This window comes from Streptomyces sp. NPDC048600 (assembly GCF_055587025.1).
Window position 1 is genome coordinate 447,002 of the sequence record NZ_JBVJGZ010000002.1, and the last position, 18,833, is coordinate 465,834.

The following is an 18,833-nucleotide window of genomic DNA, read 5'->3' on the forward strand; positions in this document are numbered from 1 at the left end:
CAGCCGCGTTGTCCGGAGGGGCACACGGAGCCACCGTGTGCGTCGTATCCTGCTCGGACACTCGCTGTCGAGCCGTCCGGCAACACGGCACCACCCCCGTCCGTAGGCACCGGAAACAACGAGAGCTCGTCAGTTCGTTGAGCGAGGAAGGCCGAGACCTGTCCACGGTCCGGCGAGGCATTGCCTCAGACTCGACAACGCGTTACAACGACCCCTTGACCGCACTAGCGACCGCCCCTTCACGGGGTGACGTGGCCGTTCGACTGGAGATGCACGTGGCCGGGCGCATCGAAGACTACGCACTCATCGGAGACATGCAGACCGCGGCACTGGTCTGCCGGGACGGCACAGTCGACTGGCTGTGCCTGCCCCGCTTCGACTCGCACGCCATCTTCGCCGGCCTGCTGGGCACCGAGGAGCACGGCTTCTGGCGCATCGGACCGGCGCACACACCCGACACCGAGCCGCCCACCGCGGACCGGCGCACCTATCGCGGCGACTCGCTCATCCTGGAGTCGGAGTGGGACACCCCGCGCGGCACCGTCCGGGTGACGGACTTCATGCCGCCGCGTGACGGCGCTCCCCAGCTGATCCGGATCGTGGAGGGTGTCTCCGGGCGCGTCCCGATGCGCTCGGCGCTGCGGATGCGGTTCAGCTACGGCCGGGTGGTGCCCTGGGTGCACCGCAACGACGAGGGCCGTACGTGCGCGGTCGCCGGCCCCGACTCGGTGTGGTTCGACACCGAGGCCGAGACCTACGGCCGGTCGCTGACCACGTACTCCGACTTCACCGTGGCCCCCGGCGACCGGATCGCGTTCACGGTCTCCTGGCAGCCCTCGCACAAGGAGGCGCCGCCGCTGCCGGAGCCCGAGCAGTCGCTGGCGGCGACCGAGGAATTCTGGCGCGAGTGGGTCGAGCAGTGCACCTACCACGGCCCCTACCGCGAGCCGGTCGTACGCTCCCTGATCACGCTCAAGGCCCTGACGTACGCCCCCACCGGCGGCATCGTCGCGGCGCCCACCACGTCCCTGCCGGAGGACATCGGCGGCGTGCGCAACTGGGACTACCGCTACACCTGGCTGCGGGACGCGGCGATCACCCTGTCCTCGCTGCTTCGCACCGGCTACCGCGAGGAGGCCCGCGCCTGGCGCGAGTGGCTGCTGCGCGCGGTGGCCGGCGACCCGGAGAACCTCCAGATCATGTACGGCATCGCCGGTGAGCGCGAGCTCGGCGAGGCCGAACTGGACTGGCTGCCCGGCTACGAGAACTCCGCCCCGGTCCGGGTCGGCAACGGCGCGGCCCACCAGCTCCAGCTCGACGTCTACGGCGAGGTCACCGAAGCCCTGCATCTGGCCCATATGACCGGCCTGGCCCGCAACGACTACGCCTCGCTGCTCCAGCTGAAGCTGATCCGCTACCTGGAGGACCACTGGAACGAGCCGGACGAGGGCATCTGGGAGGTCCGCGGCCCGCGCCGCCACTTCGTGCACTCCAAGGTCATGGCCTGGGTCGCGGTCGACCGGACCATCAAGCTGATCGAGTCCGGTGACGCGGACGGCCCGCTGGAGCGCTGGCGCGAACTGCGCGACGACATCCACCGGGACGTGTGCGAGAAGGGCTACGACAAGGAGCGCAACACCTTCACGCAGTCCTACGGCTCCAAGGAGCTGGACGCCTCGCTGCTGCTGATCCCGCAGATGGGCTTCCTGCCGCCGGACGACAAGCGCGTGATCGGCACCATCGAGGCGATCCAGCGCGAGCTGTCCACCTCCGACGGCTTCATCCTGCGCTACCCCACCGAGGGCGAGTCCGAGGGCGTCGACGGCCTGCCGGGCGACGAGGGGGCGTTCCTCGCCTGCTCGTTCTGGATGGCCGACGACCTGGCGATGATCGGCCGTGTCGACGAGGCCCGCCAGCTGTTCGAGCGGCTGCTCGCGCTCCGCAACGACCTGGGACTGCTGGCCGAGGAGTGGGACCCGCGCCTGAAGCGCCAGGTGGGCAACTTCCCGCAGGCCTTCAGCCATGTCCCGCTCATCGACACGGCCCTGCGGCTGACGGCTTCGGGCGCGTACGGCGGCTGAGTCCTTCCGCCGGGCCCGTGACACGGCCCGGCCCCGGCGGGTCCGCCCGCCGGGGCCGGGCCGTCGCCGTGTGCCTCGTCGGAGCGGACCGCCGGCGAGCCGCCCCGGCCTCGCGCGCCTAGGCTTGTAGGGCATCCATCCCCCTTCCGGAAAGGGGGCGGCCATGGCTTCCCTCTCGAAGGCGGGCGCGGCTCTCACCGCGCTGCGCGAGGATCTGTCCGGCGATGTGTTCGCCCCCGGCGACGCGGGTTACGACGACGCCCGGACCGTGTTCAACGCCATGATCGACCGGCGGCCCGCGGTGATCGCGCAGTGCGTGGACGAGGACGACGTGGTGCGGGCCGTGCGGTTCGGCCGGGAGCTGGACCTGCACATCGCCGTGCGCGGCGGCGGGCACAGCGTGGCGGGCTCGGCGCTCAACGACGGTGGACTGGTGGTGGACCTGCGCCATATGCGCGGAGTCACCGTCCATCCCGGCGCCGAGGCGGTACGGGTCGCGGGCGGCGCCACGATGAGCGACCTCGACCGCGCCACCCAGCCGCACGGCCTGGTCACCACCGGCGGCCGGGTCTCGACCACGGGCGTCGGCGGCTTCGTGCTCGGCGGCGGCAGCGGCTGGCTGGACCGCTGGTGCGGACTCGCGGTCGACAACCTCCTCGGCGTCGAACTGGTCACCGCCGACGGCGACCGCGTCCACGCCAGTGCCGACGAGAACCCCGAGCTGTTCTGGGGGCTGCACGGCGGAGGCGGCAACTTCGGCATCGCCACCGCCCTGACCCTGAAGCTCCACGAGCTGCCCGAGTTCTCCATCGCCTTCCTGCTGTACCTGCCCGAGCACGGCCCCGAGGTCGTGCGCACCTACCGGGACCTGATCGCCGCCGGGCCGGACGAGGCGAGCGGGGCCGCGCTCTACATCACCGCCCCGCCCGAGGAGTTCGTCCCCGAGCATCTGGTCGGCAAGCTGATCTGCGCCACGATGCTGACGTACGCCGGACCCGAGGCGGACATGCGCAAGGTGGCCGAACCGCTGCTGGCGCTGCCGCACGAGGCGGAGATCGTCGGGGCGATGCCGTACGCCGACGTCCAGTGCATGATCGACGACCCGCCCGGCTTCCGGAACTACTGGTCGGCGGAGTACCTCACCGGCATGCCCGACCCCTACCTGGACCTGTTCTGCGCCCGCGCGGCGACCATGCCCGTGCCCACCGGCACCATGCACGTCCTGTTCCCGCTGGGCGGCGCCATCACGGCCGGGCCGCGCGAGTACCCGGTGCCGTACCGGGACTCCCCCTGGGGCGTGCATCCCTTCGCCATGTGGGAGGACGCGGCGGACGACGAGCGGTGCGAGCAGTGGGTGCGCGACGTACGCGCCGACGCCCGGCCCTGGAGCACCGGCGCGGTCTACCTCAACTTCATCGGCGACGAGGGCGCCGACCGGGTCGTCGCCGGGATGGGCCCGGAGAACACCCGGCGGCTGGCCACGCTGAAGCGGACCTACGACCCCGACAACGTGTTCCGCTACAACCACAACATCCAGCCCGCCTGACGCGCGCTGACACCGGCCTTGCACGGCGAGGGTGATCACCCGGCGCCTCCGGGTGATCACCAGGGATGCCACCGGCACACACGCACAGGTAGCGTCCGCGATATGGAAAGCCGCAGGGACACCCGACTCGACAGCCATGGCGCGGGCATCACCGTGCAGCGCGCTCTGGAACTGCCCGGACTGCGCAGCGGGCTCCCCGAGGTCCTGGCGGGTGCCGAGCGGCTGAACCGCGCCGTGCGCTGGGTGCACGCGGGCGAGGTGCCCAACATCGCCTCCCTGCTCAAGGGCGGCGAGCTGCTGCTGACCACCGGCTACGGCCTCGGCACCCGGCCGGCCGAGCAGCGGGCGTTCGTGCGGACCCTGGCCGAGCGGGGCATCGCCGCCCTGGTCGTCGAACTGGGCCCGCGCTTCACCCGGTTGCCCGCCACCCTGATCGAGACCGCCCGCTCGGCCGGTCTGCCCCTGGTCCAGCTGCACCGCGAGGTGCCTTTCGTGACCGTCACGGAGGAGATCCACACCGAGATCGTCAACGGCCACTACGCGCTGCTGCAACGCGCCGAGGAGGTGCACCGCCGCTGCACCGAGGCCCTGCTCGGCGGCGGCGGGGTGCCTCAGGTCCTCGGCATCCTCGCCGACTTCGGCGACAACCCGGTGTTCCTGGAGGCCGCCGACGGTCGGCTGCTGTACGCCGCGGGCGCCGGACCGGAGGGCGCCGATCCGCTCCAGGTGTGGGAGGGGCTGCGCGGCCAGCACAAGGACACCCCGCCGCCGGCCGGTTCGGTCCTGGTGGACGTGCCCGGCGGTGGCCAGGGCTCCGGCGCGGTCCGGGCCCGGCTGGTGCTGCTGCCGGTGCGCGCCCCGCTGGCGCCGGTGCACCGGATCGCCGCCGAGCGGGCCGCCGGAATCCTCGCCGTGGTGCTGATGCAGGCCCGCCAGGAGGAGGAGCTCGCCGCGCGCGGCCGGGGCGACTTCCTCACCGACCTGGCCGAGGGCCGGATCACCGCAGAGGACGCCCCCGCACAGGCCCGGGTGCTCGGCTTCAAGCCCGGCACCGGCCCGCTGCTGCCGGTCGTGATGCGGCTCGGCGACACCCTCTCCCCCGGCGGTGGCTGGGCGGTGCTGGCCCGCGCGGTCGCCGAGGAACTGGCCTCCGTCGGCGTGCCCGTGCTGCTCGGCGTACGGCCGGTGGAGGGGAGGGTGCCGGTGCTGCTGTGCCTGCGCACGGAGCCGGAGCGGGCCGCGGTCGCCGACCGGGTCGCGGCGGCGCTGCGGGCCGGGGTGGAACGGGCGGGCATGCAACGCCCAGGCGCCCGGCCCCCCGTGGTGGTCGTCGGCGTGGCAGGCGGCTGGACCGCGGCCTCGGCCGGGCTGCGGCACGCCGCGGAGACGGCCGCCGCGGCGCAGGGCCTGGCGGACCGGCCCTGGTACGACGCCCGCCGGCTGGACATCGACCTGCTGCTGTGGCGGCTGCGCGACCATCCCGACCTGGCGGCCTTCGTGGAGCGGGCGATCGGCCCGATCCGGGACCACGACCGCCGCTCCAAGCCGCCGCTGCTGCCCACCCTGGAGACCTACCTGGCGCATGCCGGGCGCAAGGCCGAGACCGCCCGCGAACTGCACCTGAACCGGCAGACCCTCTACAACCGCCTCGCCCGTATCGGCGAGTTGCTGGGCACGGACCTGGACGACCCGCAGACCGTACTGGCGCTGAGCCTGGCGCTGCGGGCCCGCAGACACGTCGGCCAGGCCTGACCGCGGCCGTTCAGATCAGCGGCCGTGGCTGCGTCAACTCGTCGTACACGCTGAGCACTTGCGCGACGGTCTCGTCCTCCGTCGGCCAGGTCGCCGCCTGCCGTACGCCGCGCTCGCGCAGCAGTTCACGGCGTGCGGGGTCGGCGAGCAGCGCGGTGACGGCACGGGCGAGGGCGGCGGCGTCGCCGTAGGGGACGAGGTCCGCGGCGTCGCCGACGAGGTCGGGGACGCCGCCGACAGCCGTGGCGACGAGCGGCACCCGGGCGTGCAGGGCCTCCTGGGCGAGCACGGAGCGCGACTCCCAACTGCTGGGCAGCAGCGCGACGTCGGCGGCGGCCAGCAGGTCGCCCACGTCCTCGCGGCGGCCCAGCAGCCGCACCGGCAGCTCCTCGTCCTCGATCCGGCGCTGGAGCACCGGCCGCAGCGGGCCCTCGCCGGCGATCGCCACCAGCGGGGCCGGGTCCAGGTCACGCCACGACCCGGCGGCGTCGAGCAGGGTCCGGTAGCCGCGCCGGCGTTCCAGCGCGCCGACCGCCAGCAGCAACGGGCGTCCCGTCGCGCCGAGTTCGGCCCGCAGCTTGGGCCCCTGGGACTCGTCGCGCTCGACCGCCGCCCTCGGCCCCGGCAGCGCGGCCGCGGCCAGCCGGGCGTCCCGGGCTCCGGTGGAGCGCGCCCGGTCCACCAGGTCGGAGCTGGTGCCCAGCACCACGGAGGCGGACCTGACGACCCGGCGCTCCAACATCCGCAGGAAGTGGGCGCGCGCCCCTTCGGCGTTCGCGCGCCCGTGCCAGGTCACCACCAGCGGGGTGCGCCGCCCGCTCAGCGCGAGCACGGCCCGGAACGAGGCGTGCAGCCCGTGCGCGTGCACCAGGTCGGCCTCCGCGCACGCCGCCCGCAGCGCGGCGACCGACGTCGGGTCGCTGCTGCGCGGCACAGGGACATGGTCGGCGCCCGCCGCGGAGAAGTCATAGGTGTGAGCGACCTCGACGGGGGCGCACACCGTCACGCGCACGCCCCGTGCGACGAGCCCGGACGCCAGCGAACGGACATGCGCGCTGCTGCGGGCGTTGCCACCGCCCAGCACCTGCACGGTGCGCAGCGGCGACTGTCCGGGCGCTGAGTGGCTGCTCACGTGGCTCACGTGGCCGGGGCTCCTGGTTCGGGGACGTACACAGGCCCAAGGATGCCAGGGCGCACGGGTGTTCCGGGCACGCCGACGTCAGGAAGCCGAGCCGGGATCCCCCGCACCCTCACCCGTACGGGTGAACCTGGGGGCTACCCGGCGTCGCCGCGCGCCGCCGCCAGCAGTTCCTCGGCGTGTGCGCGGGCCGTGACGGAGTCCTCCTGCCCCGCGAGCATCCGCGACAGCTCCCGTACCCGCTCCTCGCCCTCCAGGACCTTCACCCCGGACCGCGTCACGGACCCGTCGTCGGTCTTCTCCACCAGCAGCTGCCGGTCGGCGAACGCGGCCACCTGAGGAAGGTGGGTCACGACGACCACCTGCGCGCTGCGGGCCAGCTTCGCCAGCCGCCGCCCGATCTCCACCGCGGCCTTGCCGCCGACGCCGGCGTCGACCTCGTCGAAGAGATACGTCGGCACCGGGTCGGTCCCCGCGAAGACGACCTCCACGGCCAGCATCACGCGGGACAGCTCACCGCCGGAGGCGCCCTTGGCGATCGGCCGCGGCGGCGCCCCGGGGTGCGGGGCGAGCAGCAGCTCCACCTCGTCCGCCCCGGACGGCCCGTAGCCGACGGTCCGCCCGCCGACCTCGACGCCCTCGGGGTCCTCGGTCTGCCGGATCGCGAAGGACACGCGCGCGTGCGGCATCGCCAGCGAGGCCAGCTCCCGTGTCACGGCGGCCGCGAACCGCTCGGCGGCCTCCCCGCGGGCGTCCGTCAACGCCTGCGCCAGTCCGCCCAGTTCGGTGCGCAGCCCGTCCCGCTCGGCGGTCAGCTCCCCGATCCGCTCGTCGTCGCCGTCCAGCTCGGTCAGCCGCGCGGCACCCTGCTCGGCCCAGGCCAGCACGCCCGCGACGTCGTCGCCGTACTTGCGGGTCAGCGCCGTCAGCGCCGCCCGCCGCTCCTCGACCGCGGCCAGCCGCAGCGGGTCGGCGTCCAGGTCGTCGGCGTACCCGGCCAGCTCCCCGGCCACGTCGCCCAGCAGAATCCCGACCTCCCCGATCCGGTCGGCGAGCGCGGCCAGCGCCGGGTCGTGCGACCGTACGGCCTCCAGGGCCCGGTGCGCGCCCGCCACCAGCGTGGCCGCGTCGACGCCCTCGGGGTCCTCGGGGTCGCCCGCGAGCGCCCGGTGCGCGGCCGTCGCGGCGGACGCCAGCGCCTCGGCGTGGCCCAGCCGCTCGGCCTCCTCCGCCAGCTCGGTGTCCTCACCGGCCCGGGGCTCCACCCCGGCGACCTCGTCGAGCCCGTAGCGCAGCATGTCGGCCTCCTGGGCCCGTTCACGCGCGCGTGTGGTGATCTCATCGAGCTCCACGGACACGGCCTTGAGCCGCCGGTAGGCCTCGGCGTACTTGGCCAGCGGCACGGCAACGCCGTCCCCGGCGTACCGGTCGAGCGCCTGCCGCTGCCGGGACAGCTTCAGCAGCCCCTGCTGGTCGGTCTGGCCGTGCACGGCCACCAGTTCGTCCGCGAGCTCGGCGAGGAGCCCGACGGGCACGCTGCGCCCGCCCAGGTGGGCCCGCGACCTGCCCTCGGCCGAGACCGTACGGCTGATCAGCAGCGCCCCGTCGTCCAGCTCGGCCCCGGCCTCCTCGGCCCGTACGGCCGCCGAGGCGTCCGCGGAGAGCGAGATCCGCCCCTCCACGACCGCCTTCTCCGCGCCGATCCGCACCAGCGCCGGATCGGCGCGCCCGCCCAGGAGCAGCCCGAGGCTCGTGACCACCATGGTCTTGCCCGCACCGGTCTCGCCGGTGACGGCGGTGAACCCGGGCGACAGCTCGACCACCGCGTCGTCGATGACGCCGAGCGACCGTATCCGCATCTCTTCCAGCACGGTGAAGACCATACGAGGTAGGGCACCAGGAGTGCGAGGCGCCCTTGTCACCCGCGCGAGGGAAGCATGCCCGCACGGGCCAGTGGGGCGCCCCCACATCCCCGCACGGGCTAGTGCGGCGCCCCTCGCCACCCGGAGACGGGCAGCGCGAACTTCGCCACGAGCCGGTCCGTGAACGAGGCGTGGTGCAGCCGGGCCAGCCGGACGGGCACAGCGCCCCGGCGCACCTCCACGCGCGCGCCCGCGGGCAGCTCGACCGTCCGCCGTCCGTCGCACCACAGCACCCCGGGCGGGATGTGCGGCAGGACCTCGACCGCGAGCACCGAGTCCGGCGAGGTGACCAGCGGCTTGGCGAACAGCGCGTGCGCGGAGATCGGCACCATCAGCAGCGCCTCCACCTCGGGCCACACCACGGGCCCGCCGGCCGAGAAGGCGTACGCCGTGGAGCCCGTGGGCGTGGACAGCACGATCCCGTCGCAGCCGAACCCGGTGACGGGCCGCCCGTCGATCTCCAGGACGACCTCGAGCAGCTTCTCGGCGCCGGCCTTCTGCACGGCCGCCTCGTTGAGCGCCCAGTCGGTGTGCACGATGTCGCCGTTGCTGTGCACCACGACGTCGACGGTCATCCGCTCCTCGACCTCGTAGGACTTCGTGACCACCCGGTCGACGACCTTGTCGAGGTCGTCGCGCTCGGCCTCGGCCAGGAAGCCCACCCGTCCGAGGTTCACGCCCAGCATGGGCACCCCGGAAGCCCGGGCGAACTCCGCCCCGCGCAGCAGCGTCCCGTCCCCGCCGAGCACGATCAGCAGCTCGCAGTCGTCGAGGCACTGCGGGGTGGCCTCCTTGACCAGCTCCACCTCGTCCGGCAGCGGCAGGTCGGCGGCCTCGTACTCCAGGACACGCACGCCGATGCCGGACCGCAGCAGGCCCTTCACCACGAGCTCGGCGCTGCGAATGGCTGCCGGACGCCCGGTGTGGGCCAGCAGGAAAACAGTACGAGCTCGGTTCTGTGTCAACGCGGCCCCTCCGCCACTGCACGGTCAACGTCGGCCGGGTCCAGCGCGGGGGCACCGGCCCGCAGCCACAGAAAGTACTCGACGTTCCCGGAAGGCCCGGGCAGCGGACTGGCGGTGACTCCTCGCACCCCGAGCCCCAGTTCCCACGCCTTGCCGGCCACACCCCGCACGGCGTCCGCCCGCAGTTGCGGACTCCGTACGACACCCCCGCTGCCCAGCCGTTCCTTGCCCACCTCGAACTGCGGCTTGACCATCATCACCAGATCGGCGTCCGGCCGTACGCACCGCGCCAGGGCGGGCAGCACCAGCCCGAGCGGGATGAACGAAAGATCCCCCACCACCAGATCCACAGGCTCCCCATCGATCGCCTCAAGCGTCAACTCGCGTACGTTCGTACGGTCCTTGACGGTGACGCGTTCATCGCTCTGAAGAGACCACGCGAGCTGCCCGTAGCCGACGTCGACGGCGACGACGTGCGCGGCGCCCGCGCGCAGCAGCACATCGGTGAACCCGCCGGTCGACGCGCCGGCGTCCAGTGCCCGCCGCCCCCGCACCGCGAGCCCCTGCGGCACGAACGCCTCCAGCGCCCCGGCGAGCTTGTGCCCGCCCCTGGAGACGTACTCGGGATCGCTGTCGTCGCTCACGACGACGATCGCCGCGGCGGTCTCCACCTGGGTGGCGGGTTTGGTCGCGACGGTCTTGCCGACGGTCACCCGGCCCGCGGCGATCAGCTGGCTGGCGTGCTCGCGCGAGCGGGCGAGCTTCCGGCGGACCAGCTCCGCGTCGAGACGGCGGCGTGCGACTCCTGCCACGTTCGGTTCAGCTCCTGCTCTGGTACGGCGTCGAGGACGACGGGGGCGCCGGGGGTCCCGGACGGGCGTCGAGCGCGGTGAGCGCGTCGCGCAACCCCCGGTGTACATCCTCGTACACCTCCAGATGTCCGTCCGTGGCGAGGTGGTCGGCGTCGGCCAGCCGCTCGAGCTGCGTGTCGACCTCGGCGTCGCCGGTGGGGGTGCGCGCGATGTCGAGGGGGGCCGGAGCCGAGGGGTCCTCCTCGGGCGCGGAGGTGTCCTCCGGACGGAGGTCCGGCCCGGACTGCTCGGCGGGGTCCGGCTCGGGGGCTGCGTCGTCCATGCCCAGACGCTACCCCGAACCGCTGCGGTACCGTCGGTCCCGATGGCCACGATCGACGAGTGCCGTGCGGCACTGGAGACGCTCTCGGACAACATGCAGCGCGCCGAGGGCGACGTCCGCGCGGCCGCCGCCCTGGACCGCTCGGTGAGCTGTCACATCACCGATCTGGACGTCACCTTCGTGGGCCGGATGTCGGGCGGCCGCATCCATGTCCGGGACACCGTCCAGGGCCCGCCCCCGGACCGGGCCCAGATCAGGCTCGCCATGGCGGGCGACGACCTGGTGGCCCTGGTCGGCGGCGGACTGCACTTCGCCAAGGCCTGGGGCTCGGGCCGGGTGAGGCTGGAGGCGAGCCTGATGGACCTGTTCCGGCTCAGGAAACTTCTGTAGGACTTCCGGAGGTCGCGCCCGCCTTCGCCGTCGCCTGTGCCCGCGCCCGTGCCTTGCGCGCGGCCGGCACCACCAGCGGCGTGCCCGTCTCCGGGTCGTCGATGACCTGGCAGCGCAGGTTGAAGACCTCCTCCACCAGACCGGCCGTGACGACCTCGTCCGGCGCGCCCTGAGCGATGACCCGGCCGCCCTTGAGGGCGATCAGATGCGTGGCGTACCGGGCCGCGTGGTTGAGGTCGTGCAGGACGGCCACGAGCGTGCGGCCCTGTGTCTCGTGCAGCTCGGCGCACAGGTCCAGCACGTCGATCTGATGCTGGATGTCGAGGTAGGTCGTCGGCTCGTCGAGCAGCAGCAGGGGCGTCTGCTGGGCGAGCGCCATCGCGATCCACACGCGCTGGCGCTGACCGCCGGACAGCTCGTCGACGTACCGGTCGGCCAGCTCGGCGACTCCCGTCTGGGCCATCGACTCACGGACCACCCGCTCGTCCTCGGCCGACCACTGGCGCAGGATGCCCTGGTGCGGATAGCGGCCGCGGCCCACCAGGTCGGCGACCGTGATCCCCTCCGGGGCGATCGAGGACTGCGGCAGCAGCCCGAGGGTGCGCGCGACCTTCTTCGCCGGCATCGACTGGATGACCTGCCCGTCCAGCAGCATCCGGCCCTGGCTCGGCCTGAGCATCCGCGACAGCGCGCGCAGCAGCGTCGACTTGCCGCAGGCGTTCGGCCCGACGATCACCGTGAAGGAGTTGTCGGGGATCTCCACCGACAGCTGCTCGGCGATCACCCGCTGGTCGTAGGCGAGGGTGACGTTCTCGGCGGACAGGCGGTTCACGGTGCTCCTCGAGGTGTTCTGGTACGCGGCTGCGCGCGTGTCCGTCGTCATATCCGGCCAGCCCGGCGCTCGGTGACCAGCAACCACAGCAGGTAGACCCCGCCGACCACGCCGGTCACCACGCCCACGGGGAGCTGGTCGGCGCCGAACAGCCGCTGCGAGACCCAGTCGGCGACGACCAGCAGGGCGGCGCCCATGCACAGGGAAGCCAGCAGGTTCGGGCCGGGCGAACGGGTCAGGCGCCGGGCGAGCTGCGGCGCGGTGAGCGCGACGAAGCTGATCGGCCCGGCGGCGGCGGTGGCGGACGCGGTGAGCAGCACGGCCGCCACCATCAGCACCAGCCGCACGCGTTCCACCCGCACCCCCAGCGCGTTGGAGACGTCGTCGCCCATCTCCATCATCCGCAGCCCGCGCGCGTTGGCGAGGACGAGCGGGACCAGTACGACGCACAGCCAGAGCAGCGGCCACACCTGCTCCCAGCCCCGGCCGCTGAGCGACCCGGTCATCCAGACGACCGCGCGGGAGGCGTCGACGAGGTCGGCCTTGGTGAGCAGATAGCCGTTGACGGCGGTGGCGACGGCCGACACACCGATACCCACCAGCACCAGCCGGTAGCCGTGCACGCCCCGCTTCCAGGCGAGCAGATAGATCGCCGCGCCGGTGACCAGCCCGCCGATCAGCGCTCCGGCCGCGACCTGGCCCGCGCTGCCGGACATCAGCACGATGACGGTCAGCGCACCGGCCGTGGCGCCCTGTCCGAGGCCGAGCACGTCGGGGCTGCCCAGCGGGTTTCGCGAGACGGCCTGGAACAGCGCGCCGCCCAGGCCCAGCGAGGCGCCGACCAGCAGCCCGACCAGGACGCGCGGCAGACGCAGCTCGTTGACGATGAACTCCTGCCCCGCGTCGCCGTTCCCGGCCAGCGTCCTGAGCACGTCCCCGGCCGCGATGGGGAAGTCGCCGGTGCCGATCAGCAGCACGCTCGCGGCGAGCGCGGCCACCAGCAGGGCCGCGATCACGAGGAACGCGCGCAGGTCGACACGGACGGACAGCCCGCCCGGGGTACGCAGCGCACGGGTGGCCCCGCGCGGCTTCTTCACTGCGCTGCTCACAGCTGGGCCGTCCTCCGCCGTCGTACGAGAAAGATGAAGACCGGGCCGCCGATGATCGCGGTGACGATGCCGACCTGGAGCTCCGCAGGGCGGGCCACGACCCGGCCGACGACGTCGGCGCCGAGCAGCAGCACGGGCGACAGGACCGTCGCGTACGGCAGGATCCAGCGCAGGTCGGGCCCGGTGAAGGAGCGCACGACATGCGGCACCATCAGGCCGACGAACACGATCGGGCCGCAGGCGGCGGTCGCCGCCCCGCACAGCACGGTCGCGGCCAGCATGGACAGCGCCCGGGTGCGGCCCAGATGGGCGCCGAGCGCCTTCGCGGTGTCGTCGCCCATCGCCATCGCGTTCAGCGGACGGGCGAGGGAGAGGGCGAGCAGCGTGCCGACCGCCAGGAAGGGCAGCACCTGGGTGATGGTCTCGTCGGTCGCCGAGTTCAGCGAGCCGACCGTCCAGAAGCGCATCTTGCCGAGCGCCGCCTCGTCCATGATCATCACGGCCTGGAGGTAGCCGTAGAGCGCGGCGCTGAGCGCGGTCCCGGCGAGCGCGAGCCGTACGGGTGTGGCACCCCGGCTGCCGCCGAGGAACCAGACCAGCGCCCCCACCGCCGCGGCGCCGAGGAAGGCGAACCACACATAGCCGCTCAGGCTCGTGACCCCGAAGAAGGTGATCGCGGTGACCACGGCGGCGGAGGCCCCGGCGTTGATGCCGAGCAGGCCCGGGTCGGCCAGCGGGTTGCGGGTGAGCGCCTGGAGCACGGCTCCCGACAGGCCCAGCGCGGCCCCTGCGAGCAGTCCGAGCAGCGTCCGCGACAGCCGCTCGTCCACGACGACGTCGCCGTAGGTCCCACTGTCCTGGAACAGGCCGTGCCAGACCTGGTCCAGGGACAGTTCCTTGGCCCCGATCGCTATGCTCGCCACGGCGACGAGCGCCAGGATCAGGACGGAGACGAGAAGCCCGACCGCGCGTATCGCGCCGCGCTCGGGGGGCGCGGGGGCGGTTTCCGCGCGCTGTTCGGGAGGACTGTCGACCAACACGCAGGTTAGGTTAGCCTACCCTCCCATTTTGGACGACGGTCGGTCACCACCTTCCGTACAGCTCCCGCATCCGCCGAGGACCCCTCAGACCCACGGCACCCACACGTCGCGGCCCGCAACTCCTGAGATCCCCTCAGAGCCCCAGACTGGCCAGCGCCTTCTCCGAGTCGAGCGTGCAGGAACCCTCCCCGGCCGCCGTCCACGCCGCCGCGCACAGCGCCCGCAGCCCGTCCATGGCCTCGCCCTCACCGTCGAGTTCCAGCCGCCCGTCACCCGCCGTCGCCGTCCAGCCCCCGCACCGGAAGCCCTCCCCGGCCCCGACGACCTCCGGCTGCCCGGTGAGCAACCCGCGCAGATCCGCGTCGACATACGTCGGCCGGTGCTGCGGCGGAGCAGCCAGCAGCAGCGCCCCGTCGGTCACACCGGTCAGCACCAGCAGCGAGTCCACCTCTCCGTTGAACGCGCCCTCGATGTCCGTGTCCAGCCGGTCCCCCACCACCAGCGGCCGCCGGGCGCCCGTCCGCAGGATCGTCTCCCGGTGCATGGGCGGCAGCGGCTTGCCCGCCACCTGAGGCTCGGCCCCGGTCGCGATCCGCACCACCTGCACGGCCGCCCCGTTGCCCGGCGCGATGCCCCGCCCGCTCGGAATCGTCAGATCGGTGTTCGACGCGAACCACGGCACCCCGCGCGCCACCGCGTACGAGGCCTCGGCGAACCGCCCCCAGGCGAGGTCCGGCCCGCCGTACCCCTGCACCACCGCCGCCGGATCGTCGTCCGCGCCCTCCACGGGCACCAGCCCCCGCTCCCGCAGCGCCACCCGCAGCCCTTCGCCACCGATCACCAGCACCCGCGACCCCGCCGGCACCTGCTCACTGATCAGCCGCGCGACCGCCTGCGCCGAGGTGATGACATCCCCCGCGTCCGTCGGTATCCCCAGCTCGGTCAGATGCCCGGCCACCGCGTCCGGGGTCCGCAGCGCGTTGTTCGTGACGTACGCCAGATGCATCCCGCCCTCCCGGGCGGTCGCCAGCGACCCGACGGCGTGCACGATGGCGCTCCCGCCCGCGTACACCACCCCGTCCAGGTCGAGCAGCGCCGTGTCGTACGCCGCGCTCAGGGCCTGCCCACTGCCCTCGGGCCTCGTCCTGACGCCCTGGCTCATTCCGCATCGCTCCTCGTTGGTCCGGCCTTTCCCCCGATCATCCCGCATGCCACTGACACACGTACGATGCCTTGATGAACACTGCAGGTCACTCGGAAGCAACGGCGCCCCGAGGCCTGGAACTCACCCCGTTCCGAGGCCTGCGCTACGACCCCGACCGGGTCGGCAGTCTCGCCGCCGTCACCTCCCCTCCGTACGACGTCGTCGTACGCCCCGACGGAGTGCACCACCTCCAGGACGCGGACCCGCACAACATCGTCCGGCTGATCCTCCCCCAGGCCGGCACCGTCGGCGCCCGCACCGAACAGGCGGCCGACACACTGCGCCGCTGGCTCTCGGAGGGCGTCCTCACCGCCGACCCCGAGCCCGCCCTGTACGTGTACGAGCAAAGCCACTCCGACGGCATGCTCCAGCGCGGCCTCATCGGCACCCTGCGCGTCTCCGACCCCGCCGAGGGCATCGTCCTGCCCCACGAGGACGTCATGCCGCACGTGGTCGCCGACCGCGCCGCCCTGATGCGGGCCACCTCCGCGAACCTCGAACCCCTGCTGCTGACCTACCACGGCAACGGTTCCGCCGCCGAGGTCGTCGAACGCACCGCCCAGCGGCCGCCGCTGCTCGCCACCCTCACCGAGGACGGCTACCACCACCGCCTGTGGTCCGTCACCGACCCGGACGACCTGAGCCGCGTGCAGACGGACCTGGCCCACCACCAGGCCCTCATCGCCGACGGCCACCACCGCTGGGCCACCTACCGCCGGCTGCGCGCCGAGCACGCCTCCCCCAGCCCCTGGGACCTCGGCCTCGTCCTGCTGGTCGACACCTCCCGCTACCCGCTGCGCGTGCGGGCCATCCACCGCCTTCTGCACGGCCTGCCGGTCGCCGACGCCCTGGCCGCGATCCGCGACCACTTCCGCGTCCGCTCCCTCGATCTGCCGCTGCCGGGCGCCCTGGAGGCACTGGCCGACGCGGCCTGCGACGGCAACGCCTTCCTCCTGGCCGGCGACGGCGCCTTCCACCTCGTCGACCGGCCCGACCCGGACCTGCTCGCCCGCACCGTCCCCGCCGACCGCCCCGCCGCCTGGCGCACCCTGGACGCGACCGTCCTGCACGCCACGCTCCTCGACCATGTCTGGCGCATCCCCGAGGACGACCCGGCCCGCATCGCCTACATCCACGACACGGCCGCCACCGTCCGCAAGGCCGAACGTCACGGCAGTACGGCCGTCCTGATGCATCCCGTCCGCGAGGCCGTGGTCCGCGACCTCGCCCGCCAGGGCGTCACCATGCCCCGCAAGTCGACGTCCTTCGGCCCCAAACCGGCCTCCGGCCTGGTGCTGCGCGCCCTCGACATCTGAGGACGCCCCGGAGGGGAGGGAGCCGGGCGGAGCCGGACACGCAAAAGGGCGGGACCCCACTCGGGGGCCCCGCCCTTTGTCGTACTGCCTGTCATACGGCCGTGAGACCGAGGTCAGCTCTTGCCGTCGACCTCGTCCTCGTCGTCCTCGTCGTCCTCATCGAAGTCGTCGTCCTCGTCCTCGTCGAGGTCGTCCGCGTCCTCGACGTCATCGGCGCGCTTGTCGTCCTGGACCTTCACGACGACCTCGCCGTCGGCGGTCTCGGTCTCGTCGAGCGCGTCGACGAACTCGACGCCGTCCATCTCGGCCAACCGGTCGGAGGCGTCCGTGCTGCCGTCCCGGTCGGCCTCCACGGCCTTCGCGAACCACTCCCGCGCCTCGCCCTCACGACCGGCCGCCAGCAGGGCGTCGGCGTAGGCGTACCGCAGCCGCGCGGTCCACGGCTGTACGGCGTTGGAGGCCAGCTCGGGGCTCTGGAGCGTCACGATGGCCGCGTCGAGCTGTCCCATGTCACGCCGGGCACCGGCGGCGACGAGCCGCATCTCGACCTGGCTCGCCTTGTCGAGCTTGTTCACCTCGGGCGCGCCGGCCATGTCCAGCGCCTTCTCCGGCCGGCCGAGCCCGCGCTCGCAGTCCGCCATGACGGGCCACAGCTCCACGGACCCGGTCATCCGCCGCGCGGCCCGGAACTCGGCCAGCGCCTCGGAGTACTTCTGGTTCGCGTACGCCGCGAAACCGGCCGCCTCTCGCACCGCCGCGACACGCGACGCCAGGCGCAGGGCCACCTTGGAGTAGCCGTACGCGCCCTCGGGGTCCTCGTCGATGAGACGCGCGACCATCACCAGGTTCCTGGCGACATCCTCGGCGAGCGTCTTGGGCAGGCTCTGGAGCTCCTGCCGCACGTCGCCGTCGATCTCGTCGCCCGTGACGTCCTCGGGGATCGGCAGCCGCTTGATCGGCTCACGGTCGCGCTCGCGCTCCTCGCGGAACCGGCCGCCTCCGCGCCGGTCGTCGCCACCACGCCGGTCGTCCCCGCCGCGCCCGCGGAACCCGCCGCGGTCGCCACCGGGCCGCCCGCCACGGTCGTCACGGCGGAAGCCGCCCCGGTCGCCGCCACGGTCGTCACGACGGAACCCGCCGCGGTCGCCGCCACGGTCGTCACGCCGGCCGGCGTAGCCGCCACCACGGTTGTCGTCCCGACGGAAGCCGCTGCGGTCGTCGTCACGGCGGTAGGCCGGACGGTCGCCGCGGTCACCGCGGTCGTCACGCCGGTCGTCGCGACGGTCATCCCTGCGGCCGTAGCCGCCACGGTCGTCGTCGCGACGGAACGCAGGACGGTCACCACGGTCGTCACGGCGGAACGACGGACGGTCGCCGCCACGGTTGTCGTCACGACGGAACCCGCCGCGGTCGTCGTCACGGCGGTAGGCCGGACGGTCGCCGCCGCGGTCGTCGCGCCGGCCGTAGCCGCCACCACGGTTGTCGCCGCCACGGTTGTCGTCACGACGGAACCCACCGCGGTCGTCACGACGCTCACCACGGTCGTCGCGACGGCCGTAGCCGCCACCGCGGTTGTCGTCGCGGCGGAATGCGGGACGGTCGCCACGGTTGTCGTCGCGACGGTAGGCCGGACGGTCACCGCGGTCACCGCGGTCGTCACGCCGGAAGCCACCGTCACGGTCGTCGCGACGCGGTCCACGATCGCGGTCACGGTCGTCACGCTGGTACGACGGACGGAACCCGCCGCGATCCCCGCCCCGGTCACCGTCACGACGGTCGCTCCGGTCGTCGCGACGGCCGTAGCCGCCACCACGGTTGTCGCCGCCACGGTTGTCGTCACGACGGAACCCACCGCGGTCGTCACGACGCTCACCACGGTCGTCGCGGCGGAACGCGGGACGGTCGCCACCACGGTCGTCGCGTCGGAAGCCGCCGCGGTCGCCGCGGTCGTCACGGCGGCCGTGACCGCCACGGTCGTCGTCACGGCGGAACGCGGGACGGTCGCCACCACGATCGCCACGGTCGTCACGTCGGAAGCCACCGCGGTCGCCTCGGCCACCGCGCTCGTCACGACGGTCGCCGCGGTCACCGCGCTCGTCACGACGGTCGCCGCGGTCACCGCGGTCGTCACGGCGGAACCCGCCGCGGGCACCACGATCACCACTGTCCCGTCGCCGCTGGTCGCGCTCCGGTCGGTCGTCGGGAGAGTTGGTGGACATGGGTGACTCCTGTCTTCGGTACCGCAAGCATTGTAAAAACAAAAGGACCCCTGGTCCCAGCTGAACGCTGGGACCAGGGGTCCTCCAAAGATTGTTCGGCGGCGTCCTACTCTCCCACAGGGTCCCCCCTGCAGTACCATCGGCGCTGTAAGGCTTAGCTTCCGGGTTCGGAATGTAACCGGGCG

15 protein-coding genes, 1 rRNA gene and 1 pseudogene are annotated in these 18,833 nt (G+C 73.4%); 5 read left to right on the forward strand and 12 right to left on the reverse strand.

Features of this window, described 5'->3' with window-relative positions; genetic code table 11:
* Window positions 1-275: 275 nt before the first annotated feature.
* From ACZ6SQ_RS04190 to ACZ6SQ_RS04200, 3 genes are all read left to right on the forward strand, one after another.
* Window positions 276-2,081 carry a glycoside hydrolase family 15 protein gene (locus ACZ6SQ_RS04190; protein ID WP_469556625.1) on the forward strand — a complete coding sequence of 602 codons (1,806 nt, stop codon included), beginning with the start codon at window positions 276-278 and terminating at the stop codon, window positions 2,079-2,081.
* 163 nt (window positions 2,082-2,244) lie between these two features.
* Window positions 2,245-3,627, forward strand: a complete 1,383-nt coding sequence (locus ACZ6SQ_RS04195; RefSeq protein WP_469556581.1) for an FAD-binding oxidoreductase — start codon at window positions 2,245-2,247, stop codon at window positions 3,625-3,627.
* Between the two features lie 102 nt (window positions 3,628-3,729).
* Window positions 3,730-5,379, forward strand: coding sequence for a PucR family transcriptional regulator (locus tag ACZ6SQ_RS04200; RefSeq protein ID WP_469556583.1), 1,650 nt, complete (start codon window positions 3,730-3,732; stop codon window positions 5,377-5,379).
* A gap of 10 nt (window positions 5,380-5,389) precedes the next feature.
* Here ACZ6SQ_RS04200 and ACZ6SQ_RS04205 read toward each other — a convergent pair whose 3' ends face one another.
* From ACZ6SQ_RS04205 to ACZ6SQ_RS04225, 5 genes are all read right to left on the reverse strand, one after another.
* Complete coding sequence (locus ACZ6SQ_RS04205; protein WP_469556584.1) at window positions 5,390-6,520, reverse strand: glycosyltransferase family 4 protein; 1,131 nt, start codon at window positions 6,518-6,520, stop codon at window positions 5,390-5,392.
* A 134-nt stretch (window positions 6,521-6,654) separates the two neighbouring features.
* Window positions 6,655-8,400 carry a DNA repair protein RecN gene (gene recN / locus ACZ6SQ_RS04210; RefSeq protein WP_469556586.1) on the reverse strand — a complete coding sequence of 582 codons (1,746 nt, stop codon included), beginning with the start codon at window positions 8,398-8,400 and terminating at the stop codon, window positions 6,655-6,657.
* Between the two features lie 98 nt (window positions 8,401-8,498).
* Window positions 8,499-9,404, reverse strand: a complete 906-nt coding sequence (locus ACZ6SQ_RS04215) for an NAD kinase (RefSeq protein ID WP_386376935.1) — start codon at window positions 9,402-9,404, stop codon at window positions 8,499-8,501.
* On the reverse strand, window positions 9,401-10,216 hold the full coding sequence (locus tag ACZ6SQ_RS04220; RefSeq protein WP_469556587.1) for a TlyA family RNA methyltransferase: 816 nt from the start codon (window positions 10,214-10,216) through the stop codon (window positions 9,401-9,403). The genes ACZ6SQ_RS04215 and ACZ6SQ_RS04220 overlap by 4 nt, the downstream gene beginning before the upstream one ends.
* 7 nt (window positions 10,217-10,223) lie before the next feature.
* Complete coding sequence (locus ACZ6SQ_RS04225; protein WP_469556589.1) at window positions 10,224-10,538, reverse strand: hypothetical protein; 315 nt, start codon at window positions 10,536-10,538, stop codon at window positions 10,224-10,226.
* Between the two features lie 42 nt (window positions 10,539-10,580).
* Between ACZ6SQ_RS04225 and ACZ6SQ_RS04230 the strand changes: the two genes are divergently transcribed.
* On the forward strand, window positions 10,581-10,928 hold the full coding sequence (locus ACZ6SQ_RS04230; RefSeq protein WP_469556591.1) for a sterol-binding protein: 348 nt from the start codon (window positions 10,581-10,583) through the stop codon (window positions 10,926-10,928).
* Here ACZ6SQ_RS04230 and ACZ6SQ_RS04235 read toward each other — a convergent pair.
* From ACZ6SQ_RS04235 to ACZ6SQ_RS04250, 4 genes are all read right to left on the reverse strand, one after another.
* Window positions 10,912-11,811 (reverse strand): ABC transporter ATP-binding protein, encoded by a 900-nt coding sequence (locus ACZ6SQ_RS04235; RefSeq protein ID WP_469556592.1) that lies wholly within the window; start codon window positions 11,809-11,811, stop codon window positions 10,912-10,914. The two genes, ACZ6SQ_RS04230 and ACZ6SQ_RS04235, sit on opposite strands and share 17 nt — an antisense overlap.
* Entirely contained in the window at window positions 11,808-12,869 is a 1,062-nt protein-coding gene (locus ACZ6SQ_RS04240) for a FecCD family ABC transporter permease (RefSeq protein WP_469556593.1), read from the reverse strand. Before ACZ6SQ_RS04240 ends, ACZ6SQ_RS04235 begins: the two co-directional genes overlap by 4 nt.
* Entirely contained in the window at window positions 12,866-13,909 is a 1,044-nt protein-coding gene (locus ACZ6SQ_RS04245; RefSeq protein ID WP_469556594.1) for a FecCD family ABC transporter permease, read from the reverse strand. The genes ACZ6SQ_RS04240 and ACZ6SQ_RS04245 overlap by 4 nt, the downstream gene beginning before the upstream one ends.
* A 133-nt stretch (window positions 13,910-14,042) precedes the next feature.
* Complete coding sequence (locus ACZ6SQ_RS04250) at window positions 14,043-15,071, reverse strand: HAD hydrolase-like protein (protein WP_469556596.1); 1,029 nt, start codon at window positions 15,069-15,071, stop codon at window positions 14,043-14,045.
* Between the two features lie 74 nt (window positions 15,072-15,145).
* Here ACZ6SQ_RS04250 and ACZ6SQ_RS04255 point away from each other — a divergent pair, with 74 nt between their 5' ends.
* Window positions 15,146-16,429 carry a DUF1015 family protein gene (locus ACZ6SQ_RS04255; protein ID WP_469556598.1) on the forward strand — a complete coding sequence of 428 codons (1,284 nt, stop codon included), beginning with the start codon at window positions 15,146-15,148 and terminating at the stop codon, window positions 16,427-16,429.
* A gap of 113 nt (window positions 16,430-16,542) precedes the next feature.
* Here the strand turns inward: ACZ6SQ_RS04255 and ACZ6SQ_RS04260 are convergent, their stop codons facing one another.
* From ACZ6SQ_RS04260 to rrf, 3 genes and pseudogenes are all read right to left on the reverse strand, one after another.
* Window positions 16,543-17,331, reverse strand: coding sequence for a tetratricopeptide repeat protein (locus tag ACZ6SQ_RS04260; protein ID WP_469556626.1), 789 nt, complete (start codon window positions 17,329-17,331; stop codon window positions 16,543-16,545).
* Window positions 17,332-17,868: 537 nt separating this feature from the next.
* Window positions 17,869-18,648 (reverse strand): annotated as a pseudogene (locus ACZ6SQ_RS04265) (hypothetical protein); the annotation flags it as partial.
* A gap of 93 nt (window positions 18,649-18,741) precedes the next feature.
* Window positions 18,742-18,833: ribosomal RNA gene (gene rrf / locus ACZ6SQ_RS04270) — 5S ribosomal RNA — on the reverse strand; the annotation flags it as partial.

Coding starts and splice junctions, on each gene's coding strand:
- ACZ6SQ_RS04250 (WP_469556596.1), bottom strand. CDS start 15,071: ATGAGCCAGGGCGTCAGGACGAGGCCCGAGGGCAGTGGGCAGGCCCTG.
- ACZ6SQ_RS04230 (WP_469556591.1), top strand. CDS start 10,581: ATGGCCACGATCGACGAGTGCCGTGCGGCACTGGAGACGCTCTCGGAC.
- ACZ6SQ_RS04225 (WP_469556589.1), bottom strand. CDS start 10,538: ATGGACGACGCAGCCCCCGAGCCGGACCCCGCCGAGCAGTCCGGGCCG.
- recN (WP_469556586.1), bottom strand. CDS start 8,400: ATGGTCTTCACCGTGCTGGAAGAGATGCGGATACGGTCGCTCGGCGTC.
- ACZ6SQ_RS04200 (WP_469556583.1), top strand. CDS start 3,730: ATGGAAAGCCGCAGGGACACCCGACTCGACAGCCATGGCGCGGGCATC.
- ACZ6SQ_RS04255 (WP_469556598.1), top strand. CDS start 15,146: ATGAACACTGCAGGTCACTCGGAAGCAACGGCGCCCCGAGGCCTGGAA.
- ACZ6SQ_RS04195 (WP_469556581.1), top strand. CDS start 2,245: ATGGCTTCCCTCTCGAAGGCGGGCGCGGCTCTCACCGCGCTGCGCGAG.
- ACZ6SQ_RS04235 (WP_469556592.1), bottom strand. CDS start 11,811: ATGACGACGGACACGCGCGCAGCCGCGTACCAGAACACCTCGAGGAGC.